This is a genomic window from Amycolatopsis silviterrae (assembly GCF_042684085.1).
In the GTDB taxonomy this organism is placed as follows: Bacteria; Actinomycetota; Actinomycetes; order Mycobacteriales; family Pseudonocardiaceae; genus Amycolatopsis; species Amycolatopsis silviterrae.
This window is the reverse complement of record NZ_JBHUKS010000027.1, coordinates 273807-286185: the sequence shown is the minus strand read 5'-3', so window position 1 is coordinate 286185 and position 12379 is coordinate 273807. Positions and strand designations below refer to the sequence as shown.

Here is a 12379-nt window from a genome sequence, read left to right as displayed (position 1 = left end):
GTTCAGGGTGTGACATCGACGGTGATGCCGCGGGGTGCCGCGGAGTTCCCCCTTGGCCCCGGGGACGCCGGATCGGCGGCGGCCCCGGGGGAATGCGCGGAATCAGGCGCCGGCGATCTCGGCGCGGGCGCGGTCGAGGTCGTCCGGGCGGCCGGAGGTGAGCGCGGCGACGACCCGGCCGCCGCGCTCGTACCAGACCGTGAAATCGCCGTCCCAGGAACCGGTGAGCCGCACCCGGTCCCACTGCGCGGCGGGCCCGACGTATTCGAACCGCGCCCAGCCGGCGAGTTCGGTCCAGAAGTACGGGACTTCCCGGTGCGCCGCGGGCTGGCCGAGGATGCCGTGCGCGGCGGTCACCCCTTGCGCGATCGCGTGTTCCTCGTGCTCGACGCGCAGCGCTCGGCCGTGCACTTCGCTGTGGTACTCGCAGACGTCGCCCGCCGCCCAATGTCCGGCGGCGCTGGTGCGGAGCGTGCGGTCGCACAGGATTCCGCCGCTGGGCCCGAGCCGCAGCCCGGCCTGCCGCGCGAGCTTGGTGTCCGGGACGGCGCCGACGCCGACCACCACGAGGTCGCCCGAAATCTCGCGGCCGCCGGCCGTGCGCACGCCGGTGACCGCTCCGTCCCCGGTGAACTCGCTGACCTGCTCGCCGCACACCAGCGTGACGCCGCGCGAGGTCAGCAGCCGGGCGACGTGGTCGGCGACCTCCGGCCCGAACGCGGTCTCCAGCGGCGCGCGTTCGGGCATGACCATCGTGCACTCGACGCCGGATTCGGTCAGGGACGCGGCGACCTCGGCGGCGATGAAGGAGCCGCCGACGAGGACGGCCTGCCGCGCTTCTGCCGCCTGTGCCCGGAGTTTGCGCGCGTTGGCGGGTGCCCGGAGGTAGTGGATGCCGGAGTTCGCGGCGCCGGGCAGCGACAGCCGGCGGACCATCGCCCCGGTCGCGAGCAAGGCGCTGCGGTACCGGATCTCGGTCTTGTCCGCCAGCGTCGCGGTGCGCGTCCCGGTGTCCAGCGAGAGCACGGCCGACCGGGTCCGCAGCCGGATGTCGTTGTCGTCCCACCACTGCGGGGACACGACGGCGAGGTCCGTGCTCCCGGCTTCCGGACCGAGCAGCTGCTTGGTGATCGGCGGACGCCGGTACGGCGGGTCCAGTTCGCGGGTGACCAGGGCGATCGACCCGGAGAAGCCCTGCTTGCGCAGTTCGGCCGCCGCGGCCGCCGAGGCCACGCCGCCGCCGATCAGGAGCGCGTCGACGTCGGTCATGTCAGTCCTCTTCATACGGTTCGAAGTCGGACTTCGCCGCGCCGCAGACCGGGCACACCCAGTCGTCCGGGATGTCCTCGAACGCGGTGCCGGGCGCGATGCCGCCTTCGGGGTCGCCCTCGGCCGGGTCGTAGATGTCGCCGCAGGACACGCAGATCCACTTGCGGGTCAGAGTTTCCATCGGTGGTCCTATTCCCCGGTCCCCGCCCACCTCGACCGGCTCGGGTCGAGCAAGGGGGACAGGTCGTCGTGCCGGGCCCAGGCCAGGCTTTCCAGTTCCAGCGCGTCGAGTTCGACGGACTGGCGGGTGCGGAGGTCCTCGATGCGCAGCCGGGACCGCCCGCCGCCGGATTCGCGCACGGTGACGCCGACGACGGCGAACTCGTTGCGCACCAGCACCCGGTCCGGATCGGGTTCGAGCGCCGCGAGGATGTCCTCGATCGGCATCCCGTCGGAGCCGCTGCGTCCGGAGTCGCTCATGGCTTCGCGAACCGGCATTCCAGCGTGCGCTCCTCCGCCGCGCCGAGCGCCGCGGCGAGGTCGTCCTGGCCGGTGTACGCGCGGTCCGGGATCGCGCGCGCGGACAGGGTCGCGACCACTTCGCCGTCGAAGGGGAACGGGTCCACGACGACCACGCCGGGCTTGACCGGGGTCAGCGTCAGATCGGTGCGCGGACCGCCGATGCGTGAGGGGGCCAGCTGGATGACCCGCGGTCCCGGCCGCTGGTCGATGCTCCGCAGCGTGCTCGCGAGCGGCACCGCGGGGCCGTCGCCGGGGCTGGTGTCGGCGAGGGAGGCGTAGAGCGAGAACAGGTCCCACACCTGCAACAGGTCGTAGTGGTACCAGAGGCGGGCTTCGAAATCGCTGCGGACGCTGTCCTTCACCAGCGACTTCTTGGTCTCGGCCCAGCGCTGCTCCTCTTCCGCGACGTGCTTTTCGCGGATCTCGTCGAGCGGGGTCGCCGCCGGATCGATGCCGACGCCGCCGTCCTGCATGCCCCAGCGATTCCGGTACAGCCCGGTCCAGTGCATGCTCACGAGCAGCCCGGCGTAGGCGTCCTCCTGGTAGATCCGGTCGACGCCCCGCTGGTACAGCGGCAGATGGTCCTCCAGCGGGATCTCCAGGAAGTGCAGCGGGCGCTGGGCTTCCGCGTTGAACAGCGGTTCGGCGTCGGCTTCGAGCCAGCCGTCGTCGTGCCGCGCGGTGCCGATCCGGACCTGGTCGCGGCGGGTGGGGGCGTCGAAACCGGAGTTGCCCCAGCGCAGGGTCAGGTCGCCGGCGAGCCGGCCGTGCTCGTTCTGGTCGACGAGGACCAGGTCGCCGCCGCGTCGGGTGATGAGCATCGGATTTCCTTTCGGTGGTGGGTTTCGTCAGAGCAGGACGGAAAGGTTGCCCAGGTGCCCGCCGTTGTTGACGAGATCGACCTTCTTCCGCGCGATGCGGAGTTCGCCGCCCTCGCGGCGCAACCGGTAGCGGTACCGGCCCGCGTGGTGATGCAGGGCGTCGCGGCGGAATTCGACGACCAGGAACGCGGCCGCGACGTCGATCTCGCCGTCGCCTTCCCACAGCACCTGGACGTTGCTCACCAGATGCACGGTCCGCGAGCGTGGTTCCTGTGCGTAGGCCAGTCCGCTGTCCAGCCGCCACACGCGTTCGGCGAGGAAGGCCACGTCGTCGTACACAATGGACACGTCACGGCCAGGGTCGATGTCGTCGGCGTTGGCTGGGATCCAATAGACCGCGTCATCGGCGAACAGCTTGCGCCAGCCGGGAAAGTCCCGTGCGTCCAGCAAGGCCGCTTCGGCGTAGAGGAATTGTTCGATCTCGCTCACGCGCCCGCCTCCATCAGTTCGAGCCAGCGGCGCAGGTACGCGCGCTGCGGAACCTCGTCGGACGACCGGCCGATCCGGACCCCGGTCTCCTCGTCGACGACCTCGCGGTGCAGCCCCCGGGCCATCAGCGTGAAATCCGCCGCGCTGGCCGACGCCTCGTTGCCCTGGGTCACCCGGTCGAAGCCCACTTCGATGTCGTCGGTCGAGCCGAAGCCCGCCGGGCCGTAGAAGATCTCGTGGTCCCGCAGGATCCGCGAGCGCGTCTCCGCGCCGGCGCCGCGGGGGAGCAGCGGGTAGAGGTACACCCAGGTCTCGTCGACCGAACGCGGCACGACCAGGCGCAGGTGCGCGCCCACGAAGGCCAGGCTCGGGAAGATGTTGAGGTTGAACGGGATCAGCTCGCCGATCGCGATGGCGTGCGCGTTCTCGCCCGCGTCCTCGAGCCTGCCGTACTCGTGCACCGCGTGCCCGTTGCCGAGGTCGATGCCCCGCCAGTCCGGGTTCGCCCGCACGTTCTTGACCCACGGGCTGCTCTTCCCGGTGCGGTCCTTGAGGATGTCGAGCCAGCTCTTGTGGGTGAAGGAGAAGTGGTACGGGTCGATCGTGTTCTCGATCTGGAGCTTCCAGTTGCCGCGGTAGACGAGCTTGTGCGCCCGCGAAACCAGCTCGGGCCCGCCGTCGCCGATGCGGGCGATGAAGTCGAGGTAGCGGCGCGCGTTGCCGAGGTAGTCCGGCAGCGGCGGCACGGACGCGTCGAGGCTGGCGAACACGAAGCCCTGGTAGGACTCCACGCGGGGGACGTGGACCAGGCCCATCGCGGTCTTGTCGAACTCGTCGTACCCGTCGTCGAAGGGCACCCCGGTCAGCTCGCCCGAGGACGAGTAGGTCCAGCCGTGATAGGCGCAGCGGAAGAAGTTCGCGTTGCCGGTCTCGCGCTGGCACACCTGCGAACCGCGGTGCCGGCAGCGGTTGAACATGACGTTGATCCGGCCGGTGTCGGCGGACCGGTTCACGATCACCGGCTGCCTGCCGAGGTAAGCGGTCTTGTAGTCGCCGGGCTCGGGGATCTCCGTCTCGTGCGCGACGAACACCCAGGTCCGGTGGAACACGTTCGCCAGCTCGCGCGCGAAGATCGACGGATCCCGGTAGATCCGGGTGCTGACGTGCCAGTCGTCGGTGATCAGCGGGTCCTTGGCCGGGCCGTCCGTGGTGATGCTCATGATCCTGCTCCTCAGCGGTGGGAAAGGTCGGGGAAGACGGTCGCCCGGATCGATCCGGGGTCGTCGTTCGCGGCGTTGAGCGCCTTTTCGGTGTCCTCGATCGAGAACCGGCCCGTGCACAGCAGATCCAGCGGGTACCGGCTGGATTCGATCAGCCGCAGCGCGGGCGGGACGAGCCTGCTCGGCCGTCCGCGGACCCCGCGCAGGGTGAGCACCCGCCGGTTCATCGCGTCCACAATGGACTCCGCGCCGCCGCCTGCGCCCTTGGCGACCCCGGCTTGCACGACGGTCGCGCGATCGCCCGCGACGGCGAGCGCGGTGTCGAGCCCGGCCGCGCTGCTCGCCACGTTGACCACCACGTCCGCGAACGTCCCGCGGGTCAGGTGCTCGACCTGCTCGACGACGTCCCCGGTCAGCGTGTGGTCGGCGCCCAGCTCCCGCGCGACCGTGAGGCGAGCTTCGTCAGCGGACGTGCCGACGACGATCACCTTGCCCGCGCCCGCTTCCTTCGCGCCGACAAGACACGCGAGGCCGTGCGGACCCGGCCCGACGATCACGACGGTGCCGCCCTGATGCAGCCCGCCGACGCGGGTGACCCAGTCGAGGCCGTTGGAGATCGGGATGAACAACTGCACCAGCTCCGCGGGCACGTCCTCGGACACCTTGTGCACGATCGCCTGCGGGTGCAGGTACAGATAATCGGCATACCCGCCGTACAGGCCCGGTCCGCTGTGGATGGACTTCCCGCCGTACCGCGGCACCCGGCACATCTGGTACGCGCCGGCCAGGCACGAACGGCAAGTGCCGCAGGGCAAATACTCCTCCACGACGATGCGGTCGCCCGCCGCGACGCCCCATCGTTCGGCCGCGCCGTCGCCGAGCTCGACGATCCGGCCCACCAGCTCGTGCCCGAGCACGCACGGCAGTTCGTAGAACGGGTTGACTCCCCGGTACGCGGCGATGTCGGTGCCGCAGACGCCGGTCGCCTCGATCTTGAGCAGGCCGTCGTCGTTCCCGGTGCGCGGCAACGGGAATTCCTCGATCGTGAGCTGTCCCTCGCCGTGCAGCACGGCGGCCCTGCTGGTGGTCATTCCCCGGCCTTCCGCTCGGACGCGCGCAGGATCCGCCCGGCCTCGGCGGCGGTGACGACCTGCCCGTACTTGGCCTCGATGTCGAAAAGCGCGGCCGCGTGGGGTTCCGCCGCGCGATCGGCGACCGCGCGCTCGGGCACCACCGCGCGATAGCCGTGCTGAAGCGCGTCGACCACGGTCGCCCGGACACAGCCGGACGTCGTCGCCCCGGTCACCACGACGCCGTCGCATCCCTCGCCGGCGAGGAACGCCGCCAGGTTGGTGCCGAAGAAACCCGACGCGAACAGCTTCGCCAGCACGGGCTCGTCCGGCCTCGGGGCGAGCCGCTCGTCGATCTCCGCCCACCGGCTCCCGGCCCGGCACTGAGCGAGCGCCGGCATCTTCTCCAGGAAAGGCGCGGCGACGCGCTCGTCGGCCGCGGTGTACTGGATCCGGGTGAACACACGCGGCAGCTCCAGCTCGCGCGCGACGTCGAGCAGCCGGGCCGTCTCCCGCACGGCTTCGCCGGCGTCGCAGCCGAGAGCCGAGTCCCGGTCGGTGAACCCGTAGGTGAAGTCGACGACGACCAGAGCAGGTCGCCGGATCCCGGACTGACGCTCCCCGATGCGCCTCTCCCGGTAGAGCTGGGCGGCTGTGACGGACACGCCCCACCTCCTTGAGCTGGATAGTTGCATACAATTTCGCGTGAATGTGCCTGAGTCTGCGTGGGCGATGCCTCCGCTTGGGGTTGCCCAAACAGCAGATAGAATTCTATATTCAGAGCATGAGTCGCGGGCCACTGGATGTCAAGGCCGGGAATCCACGCAGCTCAAGATCGCAAACTGGGCTAGGCGAACCGGCTGGCCGCCCTTGACTGCTCGCGCCCGATCAGGTGCAGTGCCAGGGTTGACGGTGGGACTCTGCTTCATCGGCTTGCGAAAGTTGCATACAAAACTGGGAAGAGGTGGGCGATGGCTTTGCCAGGCCGGACCGCATTGGTGACCGGCGCCGGGAGCGGAATCGGGGCCGCCTGCGCCCGCGGGCTCGCCCGTGAGGGAGCGGATGTCGTCGTGCTCGACGTCCGGGCCGACGCCGCCAAGGAAGTCGCGCACGAGGTAGGCGGACGTGCTCTCGTCGTCGATCTGGCCGATCTCGACGCGGTGGACGAGGCGCTGCGCGGCATCGAGGTCGACATCGTGGTCAACAACGCCGGCGTGCAGCACCTCGCGCTGCTGCACGAGTTCCCGCCGACGGAGTTCACCCGGCTGCTCGACGTCATGCTGCAGGCCCCGTTCCGGATCGCCCGGGCGGTGCTGCCGGGCATGTACGAGCGCGGCTGGGGCCGGTTCGTGCACATCACCTCGATCCGGGGCGTGCGCGGCGACGTCCGCAAGGGTGCGTACGTCGCGGCCAAACACGGTGTCGAAGGACTGTCCAGGACGATCGCCCTGGAAGGTGCCGAGCACGGTGTGACGTCGAATTGCATCGCTCCGGCCTGGGTCGAAACCCCGCTGACCCACGACCTCGCCGCCCGGCAGGCCGAGATCCGCGGCACGACCCCGCAGCAGGTCGTCGAAGACGTGATGCTCGGGGGCGCCGCGATCAAGGAACTGATCGACGCCGACGAGATCGCCGCGCTGACCGTCCACCTGTGCTCCGCGGCCGCCCGCCACACGACCGGCACGTCCATCCCGCTCGACGGCGGCTGGCTCGCCGGATGAGCGCCGCCCGACGAGGAGAACCCGTGAAATCAGCCACCCGGCGCCACGGCATCGGTGCGAGGGCCCCGCGCCGCGAAGACGCCCGCCATCTGGCCGGACGTGGCACGTTCGTCGCCGACCTGCGCCTGGCCGGATTACGCGAGGTCGCGTTCGTCCGCAGTCAGGTGCCCCACGGCCGCATCACGCAGATCGCCAAACCAGCGGGCACGGAACCCGGCACGTCCATCCCGCTCGACGGCGGATGGCTCGCCGGATGAACGCCGCCCGACGAGGAGAACCCGTGAAATCAGCCACCCGGCGCCACGGCATCGGCGCGAGGGCCCCGCGCCGCGAAGACGCCCGCCATCTGGCCGGACGCGGCACGTTCGTCGCCGACCTGCGCCTGGCCGGATTACGCGAGGTCGCGTTCGTCCGCAGTCAGGTGCCCCACGGCCGCATCACGCAGATCGCCAAACCAGCAGGCGCCGAGCCCGGCACGGTGTGGACTGCGGCGGACCTCGCGCCGTTCGCGCAACCGCTCACCGCGACCTCGACCCTGCCGGGATTCCGCGCGGCCCCGCTGCCGAACCTGGCCTCGGACAAGGTGCGCTACGTCGGGGAACCGATCGCGCTCGCCATCGGCGACACCCGAGCCGAAGCCGAAGACCTGGCCGGCGAGATCGGCACCGACATCGAAGCACTGCCACCGGTCCCGGACTTCACCACCGCACTCGACGGCGAGACACTCGTCCACGACGACTGGCCGGACAACATTTTCGCCACCACCCAGGGCGATTTCGGCGACCTCGAAGAAGCCGCACGCGCCGCCGCGGTCTCGATCACGCGCGAGTACACGATGAACCGGCAAGCGGTCGTGCCGCTGGAAACCCGCGGCGTCGCGGCGCACTACGACCGGTCGGCAGACCTGCTGACGGTGTGGTCCTCGACGCAAACACCGCACATGATCCGCGACATGATCGCCTTGCAACTGGGCATCGAAGCCAGACGCGTCCGTGTGGTCGCCCCTGACATGGGCGGCGGGTTCGGCGCCAAATGCTCGGTCTACCCGGAAGAAATCGCCCTGGCGGCCATCGCGATGCAGCTCGACTACCCCGTCCGCTGGGTCGAAGACCGCTGGGAAGCGATGGTGTCCTCGACACAAGCCCGCGACCACCACTACCGCATCACCGCGCACGCGGCCGCGGACGGCACACTGCTGGGCGTCGAGGCCGACATCGTCGTCGACAGCGGTGCGTACTCGGTGCACCCCTGGACAGCGACGATGGACGCAACCATGTCGTCAGCGATGATCCCCGGCCCGTACCGGCTGCGAAACTACCGATTCCGCACCCGCAGCGTCGCCAGCAACAAGACACCTTCCGGCCCATACCGCGGCGTCGCCCGCCCAGGAGCCTGCTTCGCCATCGAGCGCACCCTCGACGACCTCGCGCACGCGTTAGGCATCGAGCCGCACGAGATGCGGATGCACAACATGGTCACCCCCGCCGAGATGCCGTACCGGTCAGTGGCGAACAAGGTCTACGACAGCGGCGACTACGCGGAGGCCGTACGCCGAGCGGCGACACTGCTCGGCCACGACGAGTGGCGGTCCCGACAGCAAGCGACACCCAGCGAGTCGCGTCACCGCATCGGAATCGGCTACGGCTCCTTCACGGAACAAACCGCACACGGCTGCATCGAATGGGCTTCGCGTGGTCTCGCGATCACCATCGGAACCGAAGGCGCGCGGCTGGCAATGGACGCCACCGGCAGCTTCACCCTCGCCGTAGGCATCAAAAGCCACGGCCAAAGCTCAGAAACCACTCTCGCGCAAGTAGTGAGCGAGGTGTTCGACGTAGCCATCGAAAGCGTCACAGTGCTGCACGGCGACACAGCCGTCACCCCGCGCGGCGACGGCACCTTCGCGTCACGGTCGATGGTGATGGCCGGCGGTGCGACCTTCGGTGCCGCGCGCGAACTGTCGGCGAAGGTCCTCGACATCGGCGCAGTGTTGCTAGGGGAACCCGCAGACTCCCTAGAACTCCGCGACGGCGCGGTCCACGGCCAGAAGCGCTCAATCAGCTACGCCGCCCTGGCAAAGGAGTTCCTCTTCACCCCAGACCACGTACCGGGCGTCGCACCAGGCCTGGAATGCACCTTCTACTACCAGCCCGAAGTGCAAACCGGCGCGTTCACCTACGCGACGCACGCCGTGGCGGTCGACGTCGACCTCGACACCGGCGACGTGAAACTGCTGGACTACGCGATCGTCGAAGACTGCGGCACGATCGTGAACCCGCACGTCGTCGACGGCCAGCTGATCGGCGGGATCGCACAGGGCATCGGCACCGCGCTGCTCGAGGAACTGGTCTACGACGCCGACGGCCAGCCGAAGTCCACGAGCTTCCTCGACTACCTGCTCCCCGGCGCGAGCGAGGTACCGGAAATCAAAATCGGCCACCTCGAAACGCCCTCGCCCTACACCGTCTTCGGCATGAAAGGCGCCGGCGAAGGCGGTTCGATCGCACCACCCGCGGCGATCGCCAACGCGGTGACGGACGCACTGCGAGAGTTCGGCGCGCTCGCCAACGAGACACCGCTGACCCCAGCACGCGTGTGGTCAGCACTGCAACTCGCGCGGGACGTGGAGGTAGCCCGGTGAAACCCACCGATTTCTCCCACCATCGCCCCTCCACCGTGGACGGCGCGGCCGCGCTACTGGCAGAACTGCCCGACGCGAAGGTCCTAGGCGGCGGCCAGAGCCTGCTGCCGATCATGAACATGCGCCTGGCCTCGCCGGAACACCTAGTCGACCTCACCGCCATCCGAGACTTGCGCGCCTGCACGGAAGCCGACGACCAAGTCCGCTACGGCGCGACGACCACCCACATGATGCTCGAAGAACAACTCGTCCCCGACTGCACCAACGGCTTGCTCCCGCACGCCGCGTCCGGCATCGGCTACCGGGCGATCCGCAACCGCGGCACTCTCGCGGGCAGCCTCGCACACGCCGACTCCAGCGCCGAGTGGCCGACGGTCATGTCCGCGCTCGACGCCGCCGTGCACACGCGGTCGGTCCGAGGCACCCGCCGCATCCCAGTACGCGATCTCCTCCAAGGCTTCTTCACCACAACCCTGGAAGACGACGAGTTCATCACCTCCGTGGAAGTCGCCCGGCTCACCCCGGAAACCAGATGGGGCCTGTACAAGATGGCACGCAAACCCGGAGAGTTCGCCGAATCGCTCGCCGTGGCCCTCCTGCGCCCCAAGGGCCTGGAACTCTGGCTCGGCGCCGCCCGCGATGTCCCCATCCGGCTGACGAACACCGAAACGATCGCCGAATCCGCCGACCTGCCCGATCTCCTCGAAGCCGTCGGCACCGACACCGGCAGCGACGGACATCAACGACAACTGCACGCCGTCTCGGTACAGCGAGCCCTGCGCGCCGCACAACACCAGGAGGTAACCCGTGTCTGAGCTGACTGTCGAGCTGACGGTCAACGGCCGCAAACGATCCGCGACCGTACCCGCCCGCACCACCCTCGCGGACCTGCTGCGCGACCGCTTCCACCTCACCGGCACACACCTGGGATGCGAGCAAGGAGTGTGCGGCGCGTGCACCGTCCTAGTCGACGAACTGCCAATGCGGTCCTGCCTGGTCTTAGCGGCTTCCTGCCAGGACGTCGAAGTCGTGACGGTCGAAGGCCTGGAAGGACCGGACGCCGACCGAGTCCGAGCCGCATTCTCCCGCGAGGGAGCGCTGCAGTGCGGATTCTGCACCTCCGGCATGGTCCTCACTGCCTACGACCTGGCGCGCCGCCGCGAGCTGTTCACCCGTGACGAGGTGTGCGTGGCACTGGCGGGAAACATCTGCCGCTGCACCGGCTACAACGGCATCGTCCGCGCTGTGCAGTCCGCGACCGCCGAAGGCATCGAAGCCGACGAGCCCACGACCGTCCACTGAGGACACCCCGAAGGGAACACCATGGAATTCTCGAACGACTTCACCGTGCCCACCGACGTCGCTACGGCATGGACAGTCCTGACCGACGTACCCCGCATCGCCCCCTGCCTGCCCGGCGCGACCGTAGAACCCGCAGACGGCGATACCTACCACGGTTCGGTCTCAATGAAAGTCGGGCCGATCAAGGTCTCGTACCGCGGCACCGCCGCCTTCCAGAACCTAGACGAGCCGGCCCGCCGAATGGTCCTGGACGCCCGCGGCACCGAGAAAACCGGCAAAGGCTCCGCGGCCGCAGTAGTTACGGTCACCCTGCACGAGGAGTCCAGCGACAAGACCCGCGTAGACGTGCACACCGAACTGCAGATCACCGGAAAACTGGCCCAGTTCGGCCGCAACGCGATGGCCGACGTAGGCGCCCGGCTGATCGGCCAGTTCGCGACCAACCTGGAAACCCTGCTGGCCCCCGCCGCACCCGCGACACCGACCAACACCCCAACAGCAACACGCCCAGCCCCAGACCTGGACGCGCTCACCTTCCTGACCCCGCTGCTTAAACGCGCCGCCCCCACTGCAGTCGCGTTCGTACTGGGCGTGCTGCTTACGTGGCTGGCGGCCCGTCGGGGAACTGCTCGTGCTGAAGGACAGCCCGCTGCGCAGCCCTGATATGCACCTTCATGATCATCTCCGCGCTTTCGGAGTCGCGCTGCCGAAGCGCCTCGATCAGCTCACGGTGATGCTCGGCGCTCCGCTGAAGGTCCCGGTCGGTGTAGCGCAGAAACGTGCGCCGCACCAACGGAAGGCCGAACACCCCGGTCAGCAACGAGATCAAGCTGTCGCTGCGGGTCGCTTCGAGGATCAGCGCATGGAACTCGTTGTTCAACGCCGCCGCGTCAGCCGCCCCGCGCCGCCCCTTCCCGATCGCCTCGCAGTACGCCGCCAGGTTTTCCTCAAGCGCGGCAATGGCCGGGTCGCTGATCTTCTGCGCCGCGACAGCCGCGACATAGCCTTCGACCACAGCGCGGAGCCCGTAGATCTCGACGATCTGCTCCCGGCTCCACCCGACCACCTGCGCCCCGCGGTGCCGCTCCAGCCGGACCAGCCCTTCCGAACCCAACCGCCCCAGCGCTTCCCGAACCGGAGTGCGGCTCATCCCCAGCGACCCGGCGAGCGCGCTCTCCCGCAGCCAAGTCCCGGGAGGCACCTCGTCGGACACGAGCTGTTCCAGGATCTGCTCGTACGCCCGCCGCGCCGCCGACGACGTCATCGCCGGCTGCCGCCCGCCGTCCGCGGCGGCTTCCCGCTCCGTCATCGCCCCCACCCGCTA

The 12379-nt window shown here is 69.4% G+C and carries 15 protein-coding genes; 6 read left to right on the top strand and 9 right to left on the bottom strand.

The features are described from left to right. Positions 1-102: 102 nt before the first annotated feature. The 8 genes from ACFSVL_RS35135 to ACFSVL_RS35100 are packed head-to-tail and all read right to left on the bottom strand — an operon-like array spanning position 103 to position 6056. On the bottom strand, positions 103-1269 hold the full coding sequence (locus ACFSVL_RS35135; RefSeq protein ID WP_378310545.1) for an NAD(P)/FAD-dependent oxidoreductase: 1167 nt from the start codon (positions 1267-1269) through the stop codon (positions 103-105). 1 nt (position 1270) lies between these two features. Further along, positions 1271-1450, bottom strand: coding sequence for a rubredoxin (rd, locus tag ACFSVL_RS35130; protein ID WP_378310543.1), 180 nt, complete (start codon positions 1448-1450; stop codon positions 1271-1273). An 8-nt stretch (positions 1451-1458) separates the two neighbouring features. Continuing rightward, complete coding sequence (locus tag ACFSVL_RS35125; protein ID WP_378310541.1) at positions 1459-1767, bottom strand: hypothetical protein; 309 nt, start codon at positions 1765-1767, stop codon at positions 1459-1461. Next, positions 1746-2612: a DUF3891 family protein gene (locus tag ACFSVL_RS35120; RefSeq protein ID WP_378310539.1), complete on the bottom strand. Its 867-nt coding sequence runs from the start codon at positions 2610-2612 to the stop codon at positions 1746-1748. Before ACFSVL_RS35120 ends, ACFSVL_RS35125 begins: the two co-directional genes overlap by 22 nt. Before the next feature lie 27 nt (positions 2613-2639). Further along, on the bottom strand, positions 2640-3101 hold the full coding sequence (locus tag ACFSVL_RS35115; RefSeq protein ID WP_378310538.1) for an aromatic-ring-hydroxylating dioxygenase subunit beta: 462 nt from the start codon (positions 3099-3101) through the stop codon (positions 2640-2642). Continuing rightward, positions 3098-4321, bottom strand: a complete 1224-nt coding sequence (locus tag ACFSVL_RS35110) for an aromatic ring-hydroxylating oxygenase subunit alpha (RefSeq protein ID WP_378310536.1) — start codon at positions 4319-4321, stop codon at positions 3098-3100. The genes ACFSVL_RS35115 and ACFSVL_RS35110 overlap by 4 nt, the downstream gene beginning before the upstream one ends. Before the next feature lie 11 nt (positions 4322-4332). Further along, a complete protein-coding gene (locus ACFSVL_RS35105; RefSeq protein ID WP_378310534.1) occupies positions 4333-5412 on the bottom strand; it encodes a zinc-dependent alcohol dehydrogenase in 1080 nt (359 codons plus the stop codon). After that, positions 5409-6056: an isochorismatase family protein gene (locus ACFSVL_RS35100; protein ID WP_378310532.1), complete on the bottom strand. Its 648-nt coding sequence runs from the start codon at positions 6054-6056 to the stop codon at positions 5409-5411. Before ACFSVL_RS35100 ends, ACFSVL_RS35105 begins: the two co-directional genes overlap by 4 nt. A 306-nt stretch (positions 6057-6362) precedes the next feature. Between ACFSVL_RS35100 and ACFSVL_RS35095 the strand changes: the two genes are divergently transcribed. Genes ACFSVL_RS35095 through ACFSVL_RS35070 form a run of 6 tightly spaced genes read left to right on the top strand, consistent with a single transcriptional unit; the run spans position 6363 to position 11718 of the window. After that, positions 6363-7112, top strand: coding sequence for an SDR family NAD(P)-dependent oxidoreductase (locus ACFSVL_RS35095; RefSeq protein WP_378310531.1), 750 nt, complete (start codon positions 6363-6365; stop codon positions 7110-7112). A gap of 23 nt (positions 7113-7135) precedes the next feature. Continuing rightward, positions 7136-7369: a hypothetical protein gene (locus ACFSVL_RS35090; protein ID WP_378310529.1), complete on the top strand. Its 234-nt coding sequence runs from the start codon at positions 7136-7138 to the stop codon at positions 7367-7369. Positions 7370-7392: 23 nt separating this feature from the next. Continuing rightward, positions 7393-9753, top strand: a complete 2361-nt coding sequence (locus tag ACFSVL_RS35085; protein ID WP_378310527.1) for a xanthine dehydrogenase family protein molybdopterin-binding subunit — start codon at positions 7393-7395, stop codon at positions 9751-9753. Beyond that, positions 9750-10568, top strand: a complete 819-nt coding sequence (locus tag ACFSVL_RS35080) for an FAD binding domain-containing protein (protein ID WP_378310525.1) — start codon at positions 9750-9752, stop codon at positions 10566-10568. The genes ACFSVL_RS35085 and ACFSVL_RS35080 overlap by 4 nt, the downstream gene beginning before the upstream one ends. Further along, positions 10561-11055, top strand: coding sequence for a (2Fe-2S)-binding protein (locus tag ACFSVL_RS35075; protein WP_378310523.1), 495 nt, complete (start codon positions 10561-10563; stop codon positions 11053-11055). The genes ACFSVL_RS35080 and ACFSVL_RS35075 overlap by 8 nt, the downstream gene beginning before the upstream one ends. A gap of 21 nt (positions 11056-11076) precedes the next feature. After that, positions 11077-11718, top strand: a complete 642-nt coding sequence (locus ACFSVL_RS35070) for an SRPBCC family protein (protein WP_378310521.1) — start codon at positions 11077-11079, stop codon at positions 11716-11718. Here ACFSVL_RS35070 and ACFSVL_RS35065 read toward each other — a convergent pair. Beyond that, entirely contained in the window at positions 11654-12364 is a 711-nt protein-coding gene (locus ACFSVL_RS35065; RefSeq protein WP_378310519.1) for a GntR family transcriptional regulator, read from the bottom strand. The genes ACFSVL_RS35070 and ACFSVL_RS35065 overlap by 65 nt on opposite strands. Positions 12365-12379: the final 15 nt, after the last annotated feature.